Source organism: Streptomyces sp. NPDC090106 (assembly GCF_044747265.1).
Lineage (GTDB): Bacteria > Actinomycetota > Actinomycetes > Streptomycetales > Streptomycetaceae > Streptomyces.
In genome coordinates this window covers 564,304-585,974 of record NZ_JBIVDS010000007.1, presented here as the reverse complement: position 1 = coordinate 585,974, position 21,671 = coordinate 564,304, and the positions used below count along the sequence as shown (strand labels likewise).

Below are 21,671 nucleotides of genomic sequence, written 5' to 3'. Positions count from 1 at the left end.
ACACCACCTACACCATCGGCAAGGACGGCGTCATCAACCTCGGCAAGCCCACCGTCTTCAACAAGGACAACATCGACCAGTTCAACTTCTGATCCGTCTCGCCCCAAGTGCCCTGACGTGCGCGGGCGGTTCGACCGCCCGCGCTTCGTCGGTCCGTGGAGGACGGCACGTGACACGTCCGACCGGCGTCCCCCGACGGGGGCGCCGTGCACCGTTTGTGGAGGTTCCAGTCCGATGGCCCAGTCGGTGGGTATCAAGGACGTCGCCCGTGCCGCCGGAGTCTCCGTGGGCACGGTCTCGAACGTCATCAACCGCCCGGAGGCCGTCGCCGACGAGACCCGGTCGCGGGTCCAGTCGGCGATCGACCGTCTCGGCTACGTCCGCAGCGAGTCGGCACGTCAACTCCGCGCGGGGAGCAGCAGGATCATGGGCCTGCTCGTCCTCGACATGGGCAACCCGTTCTTCGTCGACGTCGCCCGCGGCGCCGAACGGGCCGCGCGGGCGGCGGGGATCGGCGTCATGGTCTGCAACAGCGCGCAGAACCCGAAGGAGGAGGCCGAGTACCTCTCCCTCTTCGCCGAGCAGCGCGTACGGGGTGTCCTGCTCACCCCCACCGATGTCAGCGGCGCCAACATCACCGCGTTCCGCCGGCACGGCATTCCCTTCGTCCTGGTGGACCGGGTCGCGGAGCGGGTCGACGGCTGCTCCGTCTCGGTCGACGACGTGGCGGGCGGCGGTCTCGCGGCCCGGCATCTCCTCGACGGCGGTCACACGTCGATCGCGTACGTCAGCGGGCCGCCCGAGCTGAACCAGGTCCGTGACCGGCGTACCGGTGTCCTGAACGCCCTCGCGGAGGCGGGCCTCGCCCCGGACACCCTGCGCGAGCTCCCCACCGAGCGCCTGGACGTCGCCGCGGGGCGGGACGCGGGCGCCCGGCTGCTGGGCCTCGCGGACCGTCCCACCGCCGTCTTCTGCGCCAACGACCTCCTGGCCCTCGGCGTCCTCCAGGCCCTGTACGCGGCCGGGGTGCGGGTCCCGGACGACATGGCGATCGTCGGCTACGACGACATCGAGTTCGCGGCAGCCGCCGCCGTTCCCCTGACGTCCGTACGGCAGCCCGCGGTGACCCTCGGCGCGATGGCGGCGGAGCTGCTGCTGGCGGAGACCGCCGAGCGCCCCGCGGTCCCGCACGAGCACCGGCAGGTCGTGCTCCAGCCCGAGCTGGTGGTGCGCCGCTCCACCCTCGGCTCCCGCTGAACGGACGCGGTACGGCGGGCCGGTGCCCCTCTCGTGCCGACGGTCCGTCAGACCTCGTGCGGGGCGAAGAGTTCGAGGTGTCCGCAGACCGTGCAGCGGTAGGCGTCGATCTGGAAGCGGGGACGTCCCCAGCGCTTGGCGCCGCCGAAGATCCCCCGTTCCAGGGGGCCGGGTATCCAGCGCGAGTATCCGCTCGCGTGGTCACCGCCGTCCTCGACGAATCCCGGTTGCAGGTCGGACGACGGGCACTGGGTGCACTTGATCTCCACGGGCGCACTGTAGGTCAGCCGGGTGAACCACAGGACGGCGGACGCGCCGCCCGGGCAGGAGGCCCGGGCGGCGCGTCGATCTCGTCGCTCAGCTCAGGGTCGAGCCGAACGTCCAGTGGCCCGAACCGACTTGGTAGAAGGCCTCGGTGTCCGTGGCGCCGGTCTTCCGGGCTCCCTCGGGGGCGGTGGCGTGTCCGTCGTCGGCCGGGACGTGGATCTCGGCCGTGCTGCCCGCGGGGACGTCGACCGTGAGCCGGAAGGCGTCCGAGGTGCGGGTCCAGTCGGTGCGGGCCAGCCCGTAGGGCGTGCGGTACGAGCCCGCGGCGGAGGTCAGGTCGCCCTCGACGGCGGGGTCGATGAGCAGTTCGCGGTAGCCGACGGAGTCCGCGGTCTGTCCGATGCCGGCGACCCGGCCGGTGAACCAGGAGTCGATCGCGCCGAGCATGAAGTGGTTCTGCGACTGGCCGGGGCCGCCGTCCCAGGACTCGCCGAGCGCCGTGTTCCCCGCGAGCACCTGGTAGCCGTAGCTGGGGCTGGTGGTCTGCGTGGCGATGCGGTGGACGATGTCGTCCCGGTCGGCGGCGGACAGCACCCGGAACGCGGACGGCAGGGAGATCTCGCCGAGTTGCAGATGGAAGCCCGCGGTCTCGATGGAGCCGGTGAAGTGGGCCAGGAGACGGTCCCGCTCCCCCGCCGGGTAGGCGCCCATGTCGAGGGCGAGGGCCTCCGCGCCCTGCCCGCCGCCCCCGAAGGTGCCGTTGGCGGTGTCGTAGTACTTGGCGGTCAGGGCCTGGGACGAGGTCTCGGCCTTGGCACGGTAGTCGGCGGCGGCCGTGTCGTCACCGAGGACGCCGGCGATCCGGGACAGGGCGTCGACGACACGCCAGTAGCCGTACGTCCCGGCGACGGCGCGAGGGAAGGTGCGGTCCGGGGTGAACCAGTCGCCCAGGCCGTAGTCGAGGATGCCCGCGGAGACCTGGCTCTCCAGGAACGCCGCGTAGCGCCGCATCTCGGGGTAGTAGGTGCGCAGGGTGTCCTGGTCGCCGTAGGTGGTGTAGAGCTGCCAGGGGACGAGGACGAAGGCGCCGCCCCAGTTGGAGTCGTTGCGGTAGGCGCCGGGCAGGCTCGTGTACTCGGGGACGGTGCTGGGGATCAGGCCGTCGGTGGTCTGCGCGTCGGCCATGTCCCGCACGATCTTGCGGAGTTGGGCCTGCATGTCGTAGTTGGCGGCGAGGGCCGGGAAGACGAGCTGGTCCTGTTCGAGCCAGCCCAGTTTCTCGCGGCTGGGGCAGTCGGTGAGGACGCTCATCATGTTGCCCTCGATGGACCGCCGGATGATGCCGTGGATGCCGTTGATGAGCGGGTCGGAGCTGGTGAAGTCGCCGACCGGGTTGTTGTCGGTGCGCAGCACCCGGCCGCGTACGGAGACCTTCGCCCCCTGGGGCAGGCCCTTCAGCTCCAGGTAGCGGAAGCCGTGGTAGCTGAAGGTGGGGTGCCAGGTGGCGGTGCGGTCGTCGCGGGTGGTGTAGCTGTCCCACAGGGGTGAGCCGACGTTGCTGATGGACTGGAAGGCGTGCCCGTCCTTCAGGCTCTCCGCCGGATAGACGCGGACCTCGGTCCCGGCGGGTGCGCTGACGGTGATCTCGGGCCAGCCGGCGATGTTGCGCCCCAGGTCGAAGACGCGGCTGCCGTCGGCGCCTTCGACCTCCTTGCCGGTGAGGGTCTCGACGACCCGGATGGGTTCGGTCTCGCGGGCGCTGAGCGCGGCGGGCGTGTCGGCGGTGCCGGGGGCGGCGACGGTGACGGCGTGGTCCCAGGTGCGGCGGTCGCCCTTGGGGTCGTCCCAGTGCGGGATCTCGCGGCGGGCGTCGTGGTCCTCGCCGCCGTACCAGTTGCTGGAGGTGGTGGGGCCGAGCGTGGTGCGCCAGTCGTCGCCGCTGGTGACCGTGCGGCGGCTGCCGTCGGCGAGGGTGATCTCCAGTTGGGCGAGGAGCTTGGGGTCGCTGATGTTGCCGTAGAGCTTGCGGTAGCGGTCGGCGGTGCTGACGACGTTGGACATGCCGTTGCCGAGGGCCACCCCGAGGGTGTTGGCGCCGGTGCGCAGCCGGTCCGTGACGTCGTAGGTGGCGTACTGGACGCGGTCGCGGTAGTCGGTGTTGGCGGGTTCCAGCACGGCGTCGCCGACGGGTTCGCCGTTGAGGGTGGCGTCGTAGATGCCGAGTCCGGCGATGTAGAGCCGGGCGCTGCGGATTCCGCGCGGGAGGGTGAAGTCGTCGGCGAGCAGGGGCAGTCCGGCGGGCAGGTAGGGCTTCGGGGCTTCCTGGCCGGTGACGTGGGTGAGGTCCGTGAAGGGGCCGGTGGCCGTGTCGGAGGCCGAGAGGGCGTAGTCGACGGGGAAGTTCGGGACCTCGCCGTCGGCGGTGAGGACGTCGGCGCGCGGGTAGAGCGCGATCTCGTTGAAGGTCTTGGCCGACTTCAGGTCGAGGGTGAGGGTGACGGGGGTGGCCGAGGTGTCGTCGGAGGTGTGGGCGGCGCTGGAGTAGCCGGCGGCGGTCTGGAGGGCGCTGTTGGTCAATCCGTCGACGGCGAGGGCGGGTTCGTAGGTCTTGCGGACGGTGTAGGTCTCGGAGGCGGTGACGGCGGCGCCCTTGGCGAGTCCGGTGCCGGCGGTGGCGGTGTCGCGTACGTCGATCTCGCCGAGCTGGAGGCGCCAGGTACGGGCGTCGACGCTCTCCTTGAGGGGCAGGCCGAGCTTCGTCACGTCGAGCCGGACGTAACGGGCCGTGGTGCGGGGGACCTTGACGACGGCGGGCTCGATCCGCCGTTCGCTGAGCCGCCATTCGGGGTGGGTGATCCACCGGGCGTCCCAGTCGGCGGCCTTGGTGAGGCCGGTCTCGAAAACGGCCGGGTCGCTCCAGCCGGAGTCGCCGTGGCCGCCGGACCAGAGCTGGACGCGCCAGTGCACGCGGGTGCGGGAGCCGAGGGCGCGGCCCGCGTAGGTGGTTTCCGGGGTGCCGGAGTCGACCTTGCCGGAGTCCCACAGGTCGGGCCGGCCGGAGCGCAGCCGTGCGACGGAGGTGGCGGCCTGGACGCGGTAGGCGCGTTGGACGGTGCCGGGGGTGCGGGCGGTGGTTCCCCAGCTCAGTACGGGGGTGGTGTCGTCGATGCCGAGGGCGGCGTCGAGGTGCTGGGTGCGCAGGTGGACGGGTTCGATGGTGCCGGTCGTCGCGGCGGCTGCCGGGACGGTCACAGCCATCGCGGTGACGAGGGCGGTCAGGGCGGCGGGCAGCACGGCGATCAGGCGTCTGCGTCCGGGTCGGGGCATGGTGGTCCTTCCGGAACGGGGAACGGCGGTCACAGGCGGTCCAGTTCGACGGTCACGCGGCGCTTGAAGCGCAGGGTGACCGGGCCGAGGAGGCCGGACGGCAGGGGCTTGTTCCGTTCGTTGGACAGGGTGTTGGAGACGCGGACGGCGATCCGGTTGGTGCCGGGTCTGAGGAGCCCGGTCACGTCGGTGACGAACGGCGCCCACAGCAGCGGGTCGAGCGCGGTGCCGTTGACGGTCACTCCGGCCACGTCCCGTACGTCCCCGAGGTCGAGGAGCACGCGGCGTCCGTCGAGGACGGCGCGGTCCACGTCGAGGTCGCGGGTGTAGGTGCCGCTGCCGGAGAAGAGGCTGGCGTACTGGGTCCAGCTGCCGAGGGGGCCGGTGACCGGGGTGTCGCCGTCGCGCTCCAGGGTGAGGGTCCAGTCGCCGGTGACGGGGACCGGGGTGAGCGGGTCGTCGACGCGGAGGGTGCCGCGGTAGGTGCGGCCCGCGTCGGTTCCGGTGAGGGTGTGGGTGCCTGGGCCGGTCACCTCGGCGGTGGCGCGCAGGGCCCGCCCGTGGCGTTCGACGGTGAGGACGTCGACGGGGGCGTCGGTGAGGTGGGGCGGGTCCGTGGCGTGGGCGCGGACGAGGACGACGCGCGTCTCGTAGGGCGCGAGGGCCAGGGGGACGTGCAGGCCGCGCTTGCTCTCCCGGTACACGGGCGCGGTGCCGGTGGCGCCGGTCGTCGGCTCCCACAGTTCGGGGACACCGGTGGCGGGCAGGACGGCGGTGGTGGTGAGGGCCGTGCCGCTCTCGTTGTTGAACACGAAGGCGGTGTCGGCTCCCCGGGTGACGCGCAGGGCGCGGACGCTGTCCTGGGCGGGTTCCAGGACGGCCGCGGCGGCTCCGGCGTCGTGCGCGGCGGCGCCGAGGCCCGTGACGTCCGTGACGCGCACGGCGTGGCCGCGGCCGAGGGCGCGGCTGCCGGGGAGGGTGTCGCCGAACAGGTCGCCGAGGGCGCGGCTGAGGGAGCGGTCGTTGCCGTCGGCCTCGTCGGCGGGGAGCGCGCCGACGGCGACGACGGTGCCGCCGGCGCGGACGAACCCGGTCAGGGCGCGCACGGTGACGGTGTCCAGGGTGGGGGTGACGGGCAGCACGACGAGGTCGTAGCGGGCCTCGCCCACCGCGAGACGTCCGGCGCGCACCCGGGCGTGGGCGAGCAGGTCGGGGTCGCCGGTGAGGGCGCCCTCGTGGAGCAGGTCGAAGTCGACCTGGGCGCGTTCCAGGGCGTAGGCGGCGTCGCTGATCGCGCCGTCGACCTCGCCCTGCCGCGTGGTGCCCGACCACTGTTCCGCCGCGCGCTGCGGCTGGAGCAGGGCGGTGCGGGCGCCGGAGGTGCCGCGGACGGCTTCCATGACGCGGCCGATCCACTCGGCGAGGGGCCGCATGGACCACCACCAGGGGGCGCGGGGTCCGAACGGCGGCGGGAAGTAGACGACGGCCTCGTCGGTCCACAGGGCGTGCAGCACCGTCAGGTTGACGCCGCGGGCGGCCTGGGCGCCGACGGTCGCGTGCACGAACCCGGGTGTCACCTGCCAGCCCATGTTGCCGAACATCTCCATCAACGCCCGTTCCCGGCCCATCTGGTGGGCGACGGAGACCGGGTTGCGGGGCAGCATGGTCTGCTGTCCGGCGACGTACTCGGCGGTGATGATGTCGCCGCCGGGCACCTGTGCCCACTGGTTGACCTTGTGGAGGTCGCCGGTGGTGGGGACGCGCTTGGACGGCGCGGTCTCGTCGTAGAGCGGGTTGGTGATGAGGGCGACGCCGCGCTTCTCGCACCACTGGGCCTGGGTGCGGAAGTAGTGGGCGAAGCGGTTGGAGACGGCCTGCCAGTACAGGCCGCGGGTGATACGGCCGGTGCGGCCGAGGTCGTCGAAGGCACCGGCGTAGGCGATGCCGGGTGCGACGCCCACCGCGCGCAGCGCCTTGTCGAGGGTGGGTGACCAGGGCAGCCGCTTGAAGTGGGCCTCGGCGGAGGCGAAGAACGGCTCGTCGTCCCAGAAGCCGGGCACGACGGTGCCGAAGTACCGCTTGAAACGGCGGTGGTACTCGCCGGGGACGATGTCGAGGAAGAGGCCGACGGGTTCGTCGTCGAGGAGGTCGACGTAACTGCGGCTGTAGCCCTGGGAGTCGTCGATGAGCGGGGTTCCGCCGAACAGGTCGATCTGCCAGCGCCCCGCCGGTACCTGCCAGTCGGCGCCGTCGGTGAGGCGGGCGGTGAGGTCGACGACCTGGCCGGCGTCGGTGGCGCCCACGGGGCGGGCGGACGCGGCGGCGGCCGTGACGGGCAGTGCGTCGCGCTCGGGGAAGCCGCCCGCGTCGGCGGCGTCGTCGAAGGTGGTCGTGCGCAGGGTGGTGCCGTCGGGCGCGGTGACGGTGAGGCTGTCGAACAGGCCGCGTTCGTCGCCGACCGCGCGGACGCCCACTCCGCCGGAGGGGTAACGGTCGTCGGTGGCGGTGCCCTTGGCCCGGCCGTCGAGCGTCACGGTGAGGTCGGAGCCGGTCAGGGTGACGGCGAGGGTGTGGTACTTGGTCTTGTTGAAGCCGTCCGTGCGGGTGCTGCGCAGGAGTGGGACGGGGTCGGCGTCGCGGGACAGGCGCAGGACGGTGACCACGCCGGTCTGGTCGAAGGTGACGGCGTATCCGTCGAGGCCGTCGGCGGAGCCGCGCACGACGATCCCGGCGGCCGTGTGGTCGGCCTTGGCGCTGGTGGTGACGGTGAGGTCGGTCCAGGTGTCGCCGCCGCGCAGCACGCTCGCCCCGGCGAGCACGGCGGCGTCGGCGACCAGGTGGGCGGCTTCGACGCCGACGCCGGTGGTGCGGCGCAGGTCGGCGCGGACCGGGCCCTCGACGACGGTGGTGGAGCGCCACAGGGCCTTGAGCCGCAGGTCGGGGCGGGGCGTGTAGGTGCGGTCTCCGACGGTGCCGCCCTTGACGACGTACTCGCCGGCCCGGCCGCTGGGGAAGTGGTCGTCGTTGAACAACCAGACGCGCATCCCGGTGCGTTCGGCGGTGCTGAGGACGTGTCCGACGATGTCGAACCATTCCTCGGTGAAGAAGACCGGTCGCATGGCGTCGTTGTCGAAGGAGAAGAGGATGACCTCGTACATGCCCTTGTCGCGCAGGTCGGCCATCTGCCGGTCGACGAGTTCGGGGGTGACGGGTCCGTTCCAGTACCAGTAGACGGTGGGGCGGCTGTCCTTGGGCGGGTCGGTGAAGCGGCGGGTGGTGAAGGCCGCGGGGGCGGCGCCCGGAGCGGACCGGTCGGCGGGGGCCGCGGCGGCGGGCGGTACGGCGAGTCCGAGGCCGGGCAGGCCGGTGGCGAGGGCGGTGCCGACCCCGGCGGCGGCCACGAATCCGCGTCTGGACAGGGGGTTTTCGGGCATGCGGAAGCTCCTGTGCGATGCGATGAGTGGGGTGCGGGAGGAGATGAAGGGCGCGGTGGCTCAGCCGGTGGCGAGCCGGGTGATCTCGGCGGCGCTCAGGACACGGTTGTTGATCCGCAGGTCCCGTACGGCGCCTTGGAGACAGGGGTGGGTGCTGTTCTGGGAGCGGCCCAGGAAGGAGCGGGTGGTGACGCCGAGCAGCAGCGGGCTCGCCACCATGGCGGAGTTGCGGCCCACTTCCTGGCCGTCGAGGTGGAGGACGCCGGTGCCGGAGCCGAGGGTCAGCGCGACATGCGCCCAACGCCCGACCGGGAGTGGGCCGTTGCCGTCGATGACGTCCTCGCGTTCCATACCGGCGATCTTCAGAGCGGCGCGGGCCCGTCCGGCTCCGGTGACGGCGGCGAGGAAGAGGTAGGTGTCCTTGTGGTAGCCGAAGTCGAAGACGCGGGCGGAGGCGGCGAGCGCGTCGACCCGGACGCGGACGCTGATCGTCAGCTCGTCCTGTCCGGCCAGCAGCCCCGCGGGCAGGGCGAGATGACCGCTCTTCCCGTCGAACCGTACGGCGGGTCCGGTGCCGTCGTCGGCCCACTCCGCGCCGGGGGCGAGTGTGGCGTCCGCGAAGGCGCCGGTGGTGTCGGCGGTCGTACCAGCCAACGGGTAGTGCGCGAGGTCGCGTTCACGGGTGCGGGGCGGGGTCACCGCCCAGTAGACGTTGTAGCGCTGGTGCTGGATCTCGTGGAAGGGCCGCAGGGTCACCGCCTGTCCGTCGGCGAGCGCGGTGAACCGGGTGCCGGTGCCGGTGACGGGCCGAAGTGAGCGCGGCTGGATCAGCGGGAGGGTGGCGAGGCCGGTGTCCCCGTACTCTCCGGCCAGGACGAGCGGGCCGTAGGACAGCGTTGTCACCTGGCGGTTGTCGGGGGCCGGGGTCCACACGGGGCGGCGCGGGAGGGTGAGGTCGACGGTGTCGCCGGTGCGCCAGGTCCGTTCGACGCTCGCGTAGGTGCCGGGGCGCGGACGGGCGGTGACGGGGCGGCCGTTGACCTTCAGCGTGGCGTCGCGGCCGGTGTCGGCGACCCAGGCGGGGATCCTGAGGTGCAGCGCGAAGCGTCCGTGGCCCTCGGTGACGGTGAGCCGGGTGTGCCCCTCCTGCGGGTACCGCGTCTCCTGACGCAGCGTCACTCCGCCCTCGTTCCAGCGGACTTCGGAGGGGATGAAGAGGTTGACCCAGAGCGCCGGGGAGCGGTGGCCGGCGGAGCGGAAGTAAACGGAGTCGGCGAACTTGGTGTGGGTCTCCAGACCGGTGCCGTGGTCGCAGGAGAAGTTGTCGTAGTCGCCGCTGTAACTGCCGGGCGCGGAGCCGAGTCCGCCCTTGGGCTCGCGCCGCGACCCCGCCCACAGCCCGGTGTAGTAGGTGACGAAGCCGTGCGCGGAGTCGGGGTCCTGCTCCCCCAGCATCTGGTTGTAGAGGGTCCACTCGTAGTGGTCCATGTACGCGGCCCGGGCGGGGTCGTGCAGGAAGAGGTGGCGGCCGAGCTTGAGCATGTTGTAGCTGTTGCAGTTCTCGCAGGTGACCTCGGAGAGCCTGCTGACGATCTCGTCGGGCGGGCCGAAGAGTTCCTGGTTGGAGTTGCCGCCGATGGCGTAGGAGTGGTGGCGTACGACGGTCGTCCAGAAGGTGTCGGCGATGTCGAGGTAGCGGCTCTCCCCCGTGGCCTCGTACGAGGGCACGGCGCCGACGATCTTCGCGATCTCGGTGTTGGCGTGCCGTCCGGCGAGTTCGTCGCGTCCGGCGGCGAGCGGCGCGTACAGCTCCTCGTGGTCGAAGCGGCGGGCGGTGCGCAGGTGTGCCGGGTCTCCGGTCTCCTGGTGGAGCCGGGTCAGGACGTCGTTCATGCCGCCGAACTCGACCTTGAGCAGGTTCTGCATCCGCTCGTACGACAGCGGGGCGGTGCGGGCGTCGGCCCAGGCGGCCATCTCCCGCAGGACGTCGAGGGCCTGCCGGTTGCCGCTGAGGCGGTACTGGTCGAGCAGGCCCGCCATGATCTTGTGCAGGGTGTAGTAGGGCGCCCAGGGCTTGCCGCCCGCTTCCAGCTGGTCGAAGACGGACTCGGGGAAGGCGGAGAGGTAGCCGGGGGTGAACCCGGCGGCCGGGGCTGCCTGTTGGCATGCGGCGAGGGCGGACACCAGGGCGCGGCCCCGGTCGGCGTAGGCCGGGTCGCCGGTGTTCGCGTGGGCCTGCGCGAGGCCGCTGAGGAGGTGGCCGGTGGTGTGGCCGCGCAGTTGGATGTTCGGGGCTTCCCAGCCGCCGCAGGGTTCGGCGGTGGAGGGGAGCCCCACGGTGAGCCGGAAGGTGTGCAGCAGCCGGTCGAGGTCGACGAAGAGGAGATAGGCGCAGGTGCGGCGCATGTTGGCGAGGAAGGGGCTCTCCAGCAGCCGGACCTCGGAGAGTGCGAAGGCCGCGAGGGCGGGAGCGGCTGCGGGCGGGGTGCCTCCGGCGGTGGCGCCGGTGACGGGGGCGCCTGCGGCGGGGGCGGCGGCGAACGCGGGGGTCACGGCCCCGGTCGCGGTGACGGCCGCCGTGGCGGTGGCGGTGAAGAGGATCTGGCGCCGGGACAGGGCGGCGTGGTCGCGTGGGGCGGACAACGTGCGGGACCCCCTAGGACGGGACGGCTGACACACGCGGCCGACGAACGACCCGCCTGGGGCCCGAGCGCCGCGCCGCGCTGATTGAATCGTTTTTACTGTGCAGGCGCAGACGCTAAGCTCGGCCACCATCAACGTCAAGACTTCTCACAGGTATTGAATGAAGCCCAGGCGGCGGGAAGAGTGAAATGCCTGATGGGGGCGGCTGGTTCGAATGATCGAACCAGCCGCCCCCATCCGCCTCCCCCCAACTGCCGGAGCAACAGAGGGATTTGAAACGTTCAATTCACGGGCGTTCGGACGCGCCCCGTCAACGCCCCGTCAACGCCCCGACGACACCGGTTCGTCGGCCTGGTTCTCCGTGCGCAGCCAGATCGTGCGCCGCGGGAACGGGATGTCGATACCGGCGCCGTCGAGAGCCACCTTGACCCGGCGGCGCAGCTCCCGGGTGACGCCCCACTGCTGCTGCGGGACGGTCTTGACGGCGATCCGCACGACGACACCGTCGGCGTCCAGCGACTGCACGCCCCACACCGAGGGGTCCTCCAGGAGCAGGTCCGCGAAGGCGGGGTCCTCACGCAGCTCACGGCCGGTCTCCTCCAGCACCTGATGGACGGCGTCCAGGTCGGCCTCGTGGGCCACGGCGACGTCGAGGACGGCACGCGCCCAGTCCTGGCTGTCGTTGCGCACCCGCAGGATCTCCCCGTTGCGGATGTGCCACAGCCCGCCGTTCAGGTCGCGGACGTGCGTCAGCCGCAGGCCCACGTGCTCGACCTCGCCGACGGCCTCACCGAGGTCGACGGAGTCCCCGACGCCGTACTGGTCCTCGATCATGATCAGCAGACCGGACAGATAGTCGGCGACCAGGCTCTGGGCGCCGAACCCGATCGCCAGGCCGACCACTCCGGCGCTCGCCAGCAGCGGCCCCAGGGCGATACCGACCTGGTCGAGCACCATGGCGACACCCACGAGCGACAGCATGATCGTCACGGTGCTGCCGAGCACCGTGCCGATCGTGCGGGCCCGCTGCTCGCGCCGCTGGAAGCCCCGGGAGCGGTCCCGCTGGAGGACGGTCAGCCCTCGGCCGGACCGGCGGGCCGGCCTCGGCTCGCCCTCCCCCGAACCGGGTTGCAGCACATGCCGCACGATGCGGGTGATGGCCCGCCCCGCCACCCAGCGGACGACGGCGAGCACCACGATGATCAGGACGATGCGCAGCGGTATCTCGATGAGCGCGGCACTGTGGTCGCCGATCCAGTCGGGCCACTCCACGGCCAGCGGAACCACCGCGTCAGGGGTGGCGAGAAGGGGTGGGTTCGGCATCGGCACGGGGACTCCGTTCGTAGGCTTCGCGCTGTCGTCGGACGCGCCTACCCACTGCGCCGAAAAGCATGATCGTCAGCCGGGACCGCCACCGGCCCTGACCGGGACCTGCCCGGTGGCCCGTCCCCACGGGTCCAGGAGACGCCCCATCCGCTTCACCGAGTGCAGGACGACGGTGCGCTCCCTGACCTCGACGTCGGGAAAGCGCGCGGCGAGCAGCTCGTCGAACGGGCCGACCGCGTCCAGACCGTGCAGCCAGGGCACGAAGAGCAGATTGTCCGGACCGCTCACGGACGCGCACATCCGTACCTGCTCCAGGCGGGCCAGCGCGTTCCCCGTCCGGGCCAGCCCGGCGTGGGGCACGGCGGCCCGGTAGATCAGCACGGCGGGCAGCCCGGCGAGCCGGTGCGCCAGGTCGCAGCGCAGGACGACGTCCCCGTCGCGGATCATGCGCTGGACGCGGCGCCGCGCGGTGTGCTCACCGGTCCCGGTCCGTGCCGCGAGCTCGGTCCAGGGCAGTCTGCCGTCCTCGGCCAGGGCGCTGAGCAGCGCCTGCTCCTCGGGCGGTCTGCGGTCGTGCGTGCGGGCGCTGAAGGAGTACGGACCCGCGGGCCGCGGCTGCGGGAGCTCGGCCCGGCCCGAGGAGTCCATGGCCCGGGTCCGCCAGCTGCTGCTCTCGCCGTACTGCGTGATGCCGACCGCCGTCCGGACCGCCCGCACGCCCCGGAGACCGCCGATCTCCTCACGCACCGCGCGGCCGAGTGCGGGCAGGTCGGTGGCCAGCAGGGCCAGTGCGAGGTCGTGGTCGCCGTCGGTCTCGTCGACGCCGAAGACCCAGGGCAGCCGGGCCACCGCCGCGCTCACCGACGCCGCGTGCCGGGGTGCGCACCGCACCCGCGCATAGCCGACCGTCGCGGTCCCGACCCCCTCGTGCGCCGTGATCCAGGCGAGCCCCGCGCGGCGCAGCCGCTCCCAGCGGCGGGCTGCGGTGGTCCCGTCCACGCCGAGGGCACGCCCGATCCTCGGCCAGGGGGCGCGCGGGGAGGTCTGGAGCGCGTCGAAGAGGGCCAGGTCGAGTTCGGTGAGCGCGGTGGCGGGAGGCGCCGCGGCCGTGCCGGAATCCGGCATGTGCAGGGATCCTGAGTCGTTTTCCGGCGTTGTACCGGACTTCCGGGTCATTTGTCGGAGTGTAGTGACGAGCGAGCCGCGACCGGCGTGGCCTGTGGACGGCCGGATCGGCCGGGAGACGGAGGATCGGACTCATGCGGGAGGGAGACGGCGCGGCGCGAGAGGCCGCCCGGCGCGAGATCGCGCTGCTGGACGCCTGGGGGCCGCGGTTGACGGGCAACGACGCCCATGGACGGCTCGTCGGGCATGTCGCTCGCCGGTGGACGGACCTGGGGTTGCGTGTCCAGGAGGACGTCCACACGTTCACCCGCTGGGACGCGCCCACGGCGCAGGACGGACTGCGGCTCACCATCGGCGACGGGCCCGCCGTGCTTCCCTCCTCAGCCTTCCCCTACTCCGGCGCGACCGGCCCCGACGGTGTGCGCGGCCCGCTCCGGCTCCTCGGCGGCCCGCTCCCCCGCTGGTCGAAGGCGCGTGACGGAATCGCGGTGGTCGAGCTGCGCAACCGTCCGCTGCCCGTGGGCCGACTCGTCCGCACCTGGGACGGCACCGAGGGCTGGGGCCCGCGCTCCGTCCCGCTGATCAGCGCCACCCTCGCGGGCGCCGGACTGGCCCGGACCCGGAAGGCCGGGGTCCGCGGGGTCGTGTTCGTGTGGCGGGACATCACCCCGGACAACGCGCGCGACCAGTACGTCCCGTTCACGCTCCCCTACCAGGACCTGCCGGCGGTGTTCGTCGCGGGGCCGGAGGCCGACACCGTCCTCGACGCGGCGCGCGACGGCGCGGCGGCCACGCTGGTCCTCGACGCGCGGCTGACCCCGCGCGTCCCCACGCGCACGGTCTGGACGGTGATCGAGGGCACGGACCTTCCGGACGAGACGGTCCTGGTCGTCAGCCACAGCGACGGCACGAACTCCGTGGAGGAGAACGGGCACATCGGGCTCGTCGAACTGGCCCGCGCGCTCTGCGCGGCCCCGCCCCGTCGCACCGTCGTGTTCGTCCTGGCGACCGGGCATCTGCGCATCCCCGCGGTCACGGACGAGGGCCAGGCGACCACCCGCTGGCTGCGCGACCACCCCGAGTACTGGTCGGGACCGCGACGGGCCGTCGCGGGGCTCGCGATCGAGCACCTGGGCGCGGTCGAGTACCGCGACGATCCCACGACGGGCCGGTACGGTCCGACCGGCGCCGCGGAGCCCGAACTGCTGTACGCCACGACACGGGAGCTCAAGCATCTGGTCGACCAGGAGTGGCACGGACCCGAGCCGGGCCCGATCCGCGTCTCGGCGCCCGGCCCGATGGTCCACTTCGGCGAGGGCGAGCCGCTGTACCAGCACGGTATCCCGGCCGTCTCCCTGGTCACCGCCCCGCAGTACCTCCTGTCCACGCGTCAGGACGCCTACGTCGACGTCGATCTGCTCCTGCGTCAGCTCGACGGCTTCCACCGCCTCCTCCGCCGCATCGACGCGGCGCCCGCCGACGGCCTCGGCACCGTGACCCGCCCAGGGCGCGTGAGCAGGACACTCGGCACGGCGGCAACGCTCGCGAGCTTGTTGCGGCACCGACGCTGAGGCACGGAGCCCGGACCGCGCGCACCGGACCTGGGCGAGCGGCTCGGGCCGACGTCTCCGCGGCACACGCACCGACCAACGAAAAGGCCCCGCCCATCCAGCAGCCGACACCGGGACGAACCCCACGAACGCAGCCGACGCACAGGCCCCGTCCCGACCGCCGGACCGCCCACCACCCGGCCGCCTCCGCCGGACCCGGACCCCGGGCGGCCCGGCGCGCCGGACCTGACTCGTTCCGGCGCCCTTCCCCCGCATCGGCCCGGGTCCTGGCGGACGGTCAGTGGGCTAGCGGTGCGGAGTCGTCCGGGTCGGAAGGCGTCCCGTCGCGCAGCCACTCCCCCAGCGCCGCCAGCGCGTCCGGGGCGATCGTGTGGCCGACCGGGTCGCGGCGGGCGGTCGTCACGGCCCCGGACCCGACCGAGAGGAAGTCCCAGGTCCGGTCGAGGAGTTCGCGCGGGATGACCTGGTCGTGGTCGCCCTGCGCGACGAAGACACGGGCACCGTTCAGCGTCCCCGGGCCGGTGCTCAGACCGGCGTCGAAGGGCAGGGTGCCGGAGAGGACCGCGGTGCCCGCGTAACGCGCCGGGTCGTCCAGGAGCAGTCCGCCCGCGAACGCGGCACCTCCGCTGAACCCGACGAGGAAGACGGGACGTCCCTGCGGGGCCACGCGGTCGAGCCAGGCCCGGAACCAGTCCATGGTCTCGCGCAGCGACGCGGCGACCGGACGTCCGATGCCCCGGTTGGCGAACCAGGCGAAGCCTCCGTGCTCGGCGATGGGCGCGCGGACCGCCGTGTAGTCGAACTCGGGCGGAAGGGCGTCGGCCAGCGCGATGATCTCGCTCTCGCGCGAGCCGCGGCCGTGCAGCAGGACGACGAGAGGGCGGCCGGAATCACCCCGGGTGGCGACGACGGGCGGAACGGTGAAGGTCACGGGGCGACTCCGGTGCGGGAATTCGGGACGGGACGGGTGGGGCGGGGCAGTGACGGCGTCGGCCTGGGTGGTGGACGCCGTCACCGCGCGCGTCAGTTCCGGATGAGCAGGACGAGTCCGGCGATCACGGCCGCGAGGACGACGGCGGCGGCGCCGTACAGAAGGCGGTGTGCGCGCAGCACCGGCAGCAGGCGGTCGACGGCGAGGCGGCCGGGCCCGGTCAGGGCGAGGCCCGCGGCGGTGGCCGCGAAGAGGAGTTCGTACTCGACGCCGGCGGGAGCGAAGAAACCTCCCGCCCACTTGACGGCCATGGCGTTGATCATCGTGCCGAGGACGGCGGCCCCGGCGAGCGGGGTCAGCAGGCCGAGGACGAGGCCGAGGCCACCGAGCGTCTCGCTCAGGCCCGCGACCAGCGCCATGGTCCGGCCGGACGGGTAGCCGCTCATCTCGAAGAACTGCCCGGTTCCGTCCAGTCCTCCGCCGCCGAACCAGCCGAACAGCTTCTGCGTGCCGTGCGCGGCGGCGGTCAGGCCGAGCGTGAGCCGGACGATGAGCAGGCCGACGTCGTAGGCGTGCGGGGAGGCGGCGGGGTGTTCGGACGCGGTGACGGGGTGCGGGGGGACGAGGGTGTTCGTCATGGGGTCCTCCGGTGTGGGGTCGTCGGACGGCAAGAGGGCGGTGCGTCGAGTGCGTTCAGCGCATTCGGCCGGCCCAGCGGTTCATGGGTCTTTGAATGTTCAAGCGATCTCGACCCTAACCCACTCCGTGAAACTTCAACAAAACCGGGGGCCCCGCGACCGCCTCACCGACCCTTGCCCGGGACACCGCCGCTGTTCCATGATCTGGCGCACGCATTCACGCCGTTCCCCGGCGGAACGGGCCGTCGTAGCGCCGGTCCGTCCTCTCCTACGCCCTCAGGACGCCCGTGCCCGAGCCGTCACCCTCCCGGCCGCTGCCCCCGGACTCAGCCGGACCACCGGCCGCCGCACCGCCGCTGCCGCGTGCCGTACGCGTCGGATACGGCCTCGGCTCCCTGGCCACGGGCACCTTCGGCACGGTGCCGGGGCTGATCCTGCTGTACTACCTGACCGACGTCCTCGCCGTCGGAACGGCCGTCGCCGGGGCCGCCGTCTTCCTTCCCAAGGCGTGGGACGTGCTCATCAACCCCCTGGTCGGGGCAGCCGCCGACCGCAGTCGCGCCCGGGGCGGTTCCCGCAGACCGTTCCTCCTGGCCGGCGCGCTCACGCTGCCGCCGCTGTTCGCGCTGATCTTCGCGGCCCCGCCGGTGCGCGGCGCGGGCGCGGCCGTCTATGTCGCGGTGCTGTTCCTGCTGGCCGCGACGGCGTACGCGGTGTTCCAGGTGCCCTATGTGACGATGCCGGCCGAGATGACGGAGGACCCGGTGGAGCGCGGCCGGGTGCTGGCCTGGCGGGTCGGATTCCTCGGTGCGGCCATCCTGCTGTCCGGTGCGGTGGCACCGGCGATCGCGCACGCCGACGGGGACACCCCGGCGAGCTATCGCACGATGGGCGCGGTGGTCGCCGTCCTGCTCGCCGTCGGCATGCTCGGCGCCTGGCGGGCCACCCGACGGGCGCCGGTGGTGGCCCGCAGCCGGGCCGAGGCGTCCCTGCGCGCCCAGCTCTCCGCCGCCCGGGGCCATCCGGCGTTCGCGGCGCTGCTCGGCATGTGGACGCTCCAGGCGCTCGCGGTGGGCGTGATGCTGGCCGGAGTGCAGTACTTCGCGACCTACACCCTCGGCTCCCCCACCGCCGTGACCTGGCTGTTCATCTGCATGATCGGGCCGATGGCGGTGGTGATGCCGCTGTGGAACCGCCTCGCCCGCGCCCGGGGCACGACGTCGGCCCAGTGGTGCGCCTCGGTGCTGTTCACCGCGGCGGCCGCGTCCCTGAGCCTGACCCCGTACGCGCCGTTCGGACTGTGCTACATGTCGGTGGCCCTGGTCGGTGTCGCCTACGCCGGGCTCCAGTTGCTGCCGCTGACGATGCTGGCCGAGACCCTCGCGGCCGACGTGGCGGCGACCGGGCGGCGGCGGGCCGCGACCTTCACCGGACTGTGGACGGCGGCGGAGACGCTCGCCCTCGCCCTGGGCAGCGGGCTGTTCGCGCTGGTCCTCACGGTGACGGGCTTCCGATCGTCCGACGCGGCCGAGGAGGCCGTCCAGCCCGGGGCCGCGCTGACCGGGATCACCGTCGGCATGAGCCTGCTGCCCGCTCTCGTCGCGCTCGGCGCGCTCGTGCTGCTGCGCCGCTACGGCCGGGAGGAGGGTGTCGCCGGGAGCGGCGCCGCCGTACCCGGTCCGCCCACTGGAGAGGAAGAGATCCGCCATGCCCCCTGAACCCTCCGGACCGCCGGACCCCGTGCCGCCCGCCGGGCGGACCGCCGAGGACGTGCTCGCGGAACTGCGGACCATGAGGCGGAACGACGCCCCGACGCGCGGCGGACGGACCTTCGCCTATGTCTACGACGCGGCGCTGCCGGGGCTCGACGACCTCGCGGCGGACGCCTACCGGACGTTCGCGAGCGTCAACGCGCTTGATCCGACGGTCTTCCCGAGCGTGGGCGTGCTGGAGAACGACCTCGTGGGCACGGTCGCCCGGGTGCTGGGCGGCGGTCCGGGGACGCAGGGCACGTTCACCAGCGGCGGCACGGAGTCGATCATGCTGGTGGTCAAGGCCGCCCGGGACCGGGCCCGCGCCGCCCAGGGCGTGGACCGGCCGCAGGTGGTGCTGCCCGCCACCGCGCACGCCGCGTTCCACAAGGCCGCGCACTATCTGGACGTGGAGGCGGTGGTGGTGCCGGTCGACCCGGTGACGTTCCGGGCCGTGCCGGCCGCGATGGACGCGGCGACGACCGAACGGACCGCTCTGGTCGTGGCGTCGGCGCCGTCCTACGCCCACGGGGTGGTGGACCCGGTGCCCGAGATCGCCGCCGCGGCGGCGGCCCGCGGGGTGCTGTGCCATGTGGACGCCTGCATCGGCGGCTGGTACCTGCCGTTCCTGCGGCGCACCGGGCGTCCGGTGGAGCCGTTCGACCTGTCGGTCCAGGGGGTGACGTCGCTCTCCGTGGATCTGCACAAGTACGGCTACGCGGACAAGGGCGCCTCCGTGGTCCTCTACCGTGACGCCGAACTCCGCCGCCACCAGTACTTCGCCCACGCCCGCTGGCCCGGCTATCCGGTGGTCAACCCCACTGTCCAGGGCACCAAGCCGGGCGGGCTGCTGGCGCAGGCGTGGGCGGTGCTGAAATACGTCGGCGAGGAGGGGTACACGGCGCTCGCCGCCCAGGTGGCCGACGCCGCCGGACGTCTCCTGCGAGGGCTGCGGGCGACGCCGGGGGTGCGCGTGCTCGGTGAACCGGCGGGCAGCCTGGTGGCGTTCACCGTCATCGATGCCGACGGCACCCCGGACGTGGGGCTCGTCCTGCACACCGCCGACGAGATGCGCGCACGGGGCTGGTACCTCCAGCCCCAGCTGTCCTACGGAGATCTGCCGCCCAACCTCCATCTGACGCTCACCCCCGCCACCGGCGGCCGGGTCGGGGACCTGCTCACGGACCTGGCCGCCTCGCTGGACGCGGCCCGCGCGCTGGACCCCGTCGCCGTCGACCCCGCACTCGCCGCACTGGCGGCCGGGCTGGATCCGGACAACCTGACCCCGGAGGAGGTCGCGGGACTGCTGGCGTTCGCCGGGCTGGGCGGCCGGGACGACCGGCTGCCGGACCGGATGGCGCCGGTCCTCGCCCTCCTGGACGCGCTCGCTCCGAGGCTCAAGGAGCGGCTGCTGGCGGAGTTCGTCGGAACGCTGTTCCGCGTGTGACGGCTCGTGGACTCCCCGGGGCCCGGGCGGCGGGCGGCCCGGGGTGCCGTCCTCCGTACGGGCCCCTTCGCGCGCCGCCTCGCCGTCGCGGGTCGTAAGTCGGCGGTCAGCGGGTATCAGGGCTGCGATCAGCACCGACGCCCCGCCCGGGAGGACCCCCGATGACCGACGACGCCTACCTCGTTCTGCTGACCGACGCGGCACCGACGCTGGGGGTGCCTCCCACGGCGGTGGGCGAACTGGCCTGCATGGAGACTCCGGCCGTACGGGCGTGGCTGCACGCGCAGGGGGTGTCCGCGACCTCGCCCGATCTGCGCCTGCTGCCCCCGGAGGAGACGGCCGCCATCCCCGAGGACGCCGAACGCCTGCCCGTGCCGCTCGGCGACGAGGAGCTGATCCGGCTGCGGCACGAGCTCGCGCCGGTCACCCTGGCCGGACTGGAGGAGGACCTGCTCGCCTACCGCTCCCGCGTGGACGGCCGGGACGCGCTGCTCACCCGCGCCCTCGCCGCCGGGGTCCCGGCACACCGGGTGGCGGAACTGACCGGCGAGGACCTGGCCGTCGTCAAGGGGATGGAGCAGCACTGAGAGAAGCCCTCCGGGCCACCACCCGCCGAGACCCACCGGCGCCCGCCGGCACCAGCCGACACCGGCCGGCGGCCACCGGCACCCACCGACGCCCGCGCGTCGAACACGGCGCCGCCCCACACACCTGCGGGCCACCGCCGCGCACCCTCCCTCCCGACCCGTGCCATCATTCCTACCCGGCAGTAGCTTCAGGTCCCCGACGGGAGGCGGCACCGTGGCCCGAGTGTTCACCGTGAGCAGCAGCATCCTCATCGACGTTCCACCCGCGATCGCCTACCAGGCGGTGAGCCGTCCCGAGCAGATGGGGCGCTGGAGTCCGGAGAACCTCGGGATCTCCGGGGAGGCGGCGGGCGGCCCGGCGGCCGTCGGCGGGACCTTCACGGGACGCAACAAGCGCGGGCGGTTCCGCTGGGTGACGCGGTGCACCGTCACGGCGGCCGAACCCGCCCGCCGCTTCGCCTTCCGCGTCCACGCGATCGGCGCCCGCACGCCCCGGCTGCGCGGACCCATCGCCACCTGGGAGTACCGCTTCGAGGCGGTCGACGCCGGCACGCGGGTCACGGAGACCTGGACGGACGACCGGCGCCGGTGGCCGGACTTCGTCGCCAACGCCTTCGACCGGCTGGCCACTTCGGGCCACACCTTCGCCGCCTTCCAGGCCCGCAACATCGAGACGACCCTGCGCAACCTCAAGCGCGAGCTGGAGTCGAAGGGCGCCTGAGCGCGGTCCGCGCGCCCGGTGCGGCGGCACGGTGCCGACGGGCATCGGCATCGACCGCCCCGGGCGCGCGGCTCCCCCTGACTCGGTCCCCGGAGAGACACGTCAGCCCTCGGAGAGACACGTCACCCCTCAGCGGACACGTCGGCCCGCGGAGGGGCACGACCCGCTTCAGCGAAGATCCTCCCGCCAGTCCAGATACCGCCCCCGCCCGGCCCGCAGCGCGTACCGCGCCCGGCCGCCCGGCCCGTGGGCGCCTATCTCCGTGCGCAGTTCCACCCCCGCGCGCAGTTCGGGCTCGGGTCTGCCGGTGATGTCGAGCAGCAGCCCGTCCAGCGGTCCGCCGACCAGTTCGCCGTAGACCCGGTCGGGGCGGGGCCCGGCGTCCTCGTGGTCGGCGCCGTAGACACGCCCCCGCATGACCTGTGTCCAATCCGCCCATTCCATACGCGTCAGCGTCGCATCCACCACTGACAACGGCCGCCCGACGGCCGCGCGACCGCCGCTCACGGAACATCCCGACTGTTCTTACTTACTCAGGGGTAGGCTCAGCACGAGTGCTTGTTATACGTTCCGTCTAACAACGCGGCGGAGGCAGCGATGCCACCGGGACGCGGGGATGGCTCGCGCCCACGGGAGGCCGCCGGAC

At 73.2% G+C, this 21,671-nt stretch carries 15 protein-coding genes; 6 read left to right on the top strand and 9 right to left on the bottom strand.

The window, feature by feature from the left end:
* The first annotated feature begins 234 nt into the window (after positions 1-234).
* Positions 235-1,257 (top strand): LacI family DNA-binding transcriptional regulator, encoded by a 1,023-nt coding sequence (locus ACIPSE_RS25135; RefSeq protein WP_401666040.1) that lies wholly within the window; start codon positions 235-237, stop codon positions 1,255-1,257.
* Positions 1,258-1,304: 47 nt separating this feature from the next.
* Here the strand turns inward: ACIPSE_RS25135 and ACIPSE_RS25130 are convergent, their stop codons facing one another.
* The 6 genes from ACIPSE_RS25130 to ACIPSE_RS25105 all read right to left on the bottom strand — a co-directional run bounded on the left by ACIPSE_RS25130 (position 1,305) and on the right by ACIPSE_RS25105 (position 13,379).
* A complete protein-coding gene (locus ACIPSE_RS25130) occupies positions 1,305-1,520 on the bottom strand; it encodes a hypothetical protein (protein ID WP_401666102.1) in 216 nt (71 codons plus the stop codon).
* A gap of 94 nt (positions 1,521-1,614) precedes the next feature.
* The gene (locus ACIPSE_RS25125; RefSeq protein WP_401666038.1) at positions 1,615-4,851 is read right to left on the bottom strand and encodes a family 78 glycoside hydrolase catalytic domain; all 3,237 of its coding nucleotides are present in this window, start codon (positions 4,849-4,851) and stop codon (positions 1,615-1,617) included.
* Positions 4,852-4,880: 29 nt separating this feature from the next.
* On the bottom strand, positions 4,881-8,285 hold the full coding sequence (locus tag ACIPSE_RS25120) for a glycosylhydrolase-like jelly roll fold domain-containing protein (RefSeq protein ID WP_401666036.1): 3,405 nt from the start codon (positions 8,283-8,285) through the stop codon (positions 4,881-4,883).
* 60 nt (positions 8,286-8,345) lie between these two features.
* Positions 8,346-10,928, bottom strand: a complete 2,583-nt coding sequence (locus tag ACIPSE_RS25115) for a beta-L-arabinofuranosidase domain-containing protein (RefSeq protein ID WP_401666033.1) — start codon at positions 10,926-10,928, stop codon at positions 8,346-8,348.
* A gap of 321 nt (positions 10,929-11,249) precedes the next feature.
* On the bottom strand, positions 11,250-12,251 hold the full coding sequence (locus tag ACIPSE_RS25110; protein WP_401666031.1) for a mechanosensitive ion channel family protein: 1,002 nt from the start codon (positions 12,249-12,251) through the stop codon (positions 11,250-11,252).
* Positions 12,252-12,326: 75 nt separating this feature from the next.
* Positions 12,327-13,379, bottom strand: coding sequence for an AsnC family transcriptional regulator (locus tag ACIPSE_RS25105; RefSeq protein ID WP_401666029.1), 1,053 nt, complete (start codon positions 13,377-13,379; stop codon positions 12,327-12,329).
* Positions 13,380-13,513: 134 nt separating this feature from the next.
* Between ACIPSE_RS25105 and ACIPSE_RS25100 the strand changes: the two genes are divergently transcribed.
* Positions 13,514-14,950 (top strand): hypothetical protein, encoded by a 1,437-nt coding sequence (locus ACIPSE_RS25100; RefSeq protein ID WP_401666026.1) that lies wholly within the window; start codon positions 13,514-13,516, stop codon positions 14,948-14,950.
* 277 nt (positions 14,951-15,227) lie between these two features.
* On the opposite strand, the gene ACIPSE_RS25095 is transcribed toward ACIPSE_RS25100, so the two are convergent.
* Together ACIPSE_RS25095 and ACIPSE_RS25090 are read right to left on the bottom strand one after the other, a co-directional pair.
* Complete coding sequence (locus ACIPSE_RS25095) at positions 15,228-15,881, bottom strand: alpha/beta hydrolase (protein WP_401666024.1); 654 nt, start codon at positions 15,879-15,881, stop codon at positions 15,228-15,230.
* 92 nt (positions 15,882-15,973) lie between these two features.
* Entirely contained in the window at positions 15,974-16,519 is a 546-nt protein-coding gene (locus ACIPSE_RS25090) for a DoxX family protein (protein WP_401666021.1), read from the bottom strand.
* Positions 16,520-16,806: 287 nt separating this feature from the next.
* On the opposite strand from ACIPSE_RS25090, the gene ACIPSE_RS25085 reads away from it, so the two are divergent.
* The 4 genes from ACIPSE_RS25085 to ACIPSE_RS25070 all read left to right on the top strand — a co-directional run bounded on the left by ACIPSE_RS25085 (position 16,807) and on the right by ACIPSE_RS25070 (position 21,025).
* Positions 16,807-18,237: an MFS transporter gene (locus tag ACIPSE_RS25085; RefSeq protein WP_401666018.1), complete on the top strand. Its 1,431-nt coding sequence runs from the start codon at positions 16,807-16,809 to the stop codon at positions 18,235-18,237.
* Positions 18,227-19,717, top strand: coding sequence for a pyridoxal phosphate-dependent decarboxylase family protein (locus tag ACIPSE_RS25080; RefSeq protein WP_401666016.1), 1,491 nt, complete (start codon positions 18,227-18,229; stop codon positions 19,715-19,717). Before ACIPSE_RS25085 ends, ACIPSE_RS25080 begins: the two co-directional genes overlap by 11 nt.
* Before the next feature lie 161 nt (positions 19,718-19,878).
* On the top strand, positions 19,879-20,304 hold the full coding sequence (locus ACIPSE_RS25075; protein WP_401666014.1) for a DUF6003 family protein: 426 nt from the start codon (positions 19,879-19,881) through the stop codon (positions 20,302-20,304).
* Positions 20,305-20,518: 214 nt separating this feature from the next.
* Positions 20,519-21,025: an SRPBCC family protein gene (locus ACIPSE_RS25070; protein ID WP_401666012.1), complete on the top strand. Its 507-nt coding sequence runs from the start codon at positions 20,519-20,521 to the stop codon at positions 21,023-21,025.
* A gap of 168 nt (positions 21,026-21,193) precedes the next feature.
* On the opposite strand, the gene ACIPSE_RS25065 is transcribed toward ACIPSE_RS25070, so the two are convergent.
* Positions 21,194-21,469 (bottom strand): hypothetical protein, encoded by a 276-nt coding sequence (locus tag ACIPSE_RS25065; protein WP_401666009.1) that lies wholly within the window; start codon positions 21,467-21,469, stop codon positions 21,194-21,196.
* Between the last annotated feature and the right edge of the window lie 202 nt (positions 21,470-21,671).

Excerpts from the sequence above, each read along its gene's own strand:
- ACIPSE_RS25135 (WP_401666040.1), top strand. The coding sequence starts at position 235 with ATGGCCCAGTCGGTGGGTATCAAGGACGTCGCCCGTGCCGCCGGAGTC.
- ACIPSE_RS25125 (WP_401666038.1), bottom strand. The coding sequence starts at position 4,851 with ATGCCCCGACCCGGACGCAGACGCCTGATCGCCGTGCTGCCCGCCGCC.
- ACIPSE_RS25120 (WP_401666036.1), bottom strand. The coding sequence starts at position 8,285 with ATGCCCGAAAACCCCCTGTCCAGACGCGGATTCGTGGCCGCCGCCGGG.
- ACIPSE_RS25110 (WP_401666031.1), bottom strand. The coding sequence starts at position 12,251 with ATGCCGAACCCACCCCTTCTCGCCACCCCTGACGCGGTGGTTCCGCTG.
- ACIPSE_RS25105 (WP_401666029.1), bottom strand. The coding sequence starts at position 13,379 with ATGCCGGATTCCGGCACGGCCGCGGCGCCTCCCGCCACCGCGCTCACC.
- ACIPSE_RS25100 (WP_401666026.1), top strand. The coding sequence starts at position 13,514 with ATGCGGGAGGGAGACGGCGCGGCGCGAGAGGCCGCCCGGCGCGAGATC.
- ACIPSE_RS25090 (WP_401666021.1), bottom strand. The coding sequence starts at position 16,519 with ATGACGAACACCCTCGTCCCCCCGCACCCCGTCACCGCGTCCGAACAC.
- ACIPSE_RS25080 (WP_401666016.1), top strand. The coding sequence starts at position 18,227 with ATGCCCCCTGAACCCTCCGGACCGCCGGACCCCGTGCCGCCCGCCGGG.
- ACIPSE_RS25075 (WP_401666014.1), top strand. The coding sequence starts at position 19,879 with ATGACCGACGACGCCTACCTCGTTCTGCTGACCGACGCGGCACCGACG.
- ACIPSE_RS25065 (WP_401666009.1), bottom strand. The coding sequence starts at position 21,469 with ATGGAATGGGCGGATTGGACACAGGTCATGCGGGGGCGTGTCTACGGC.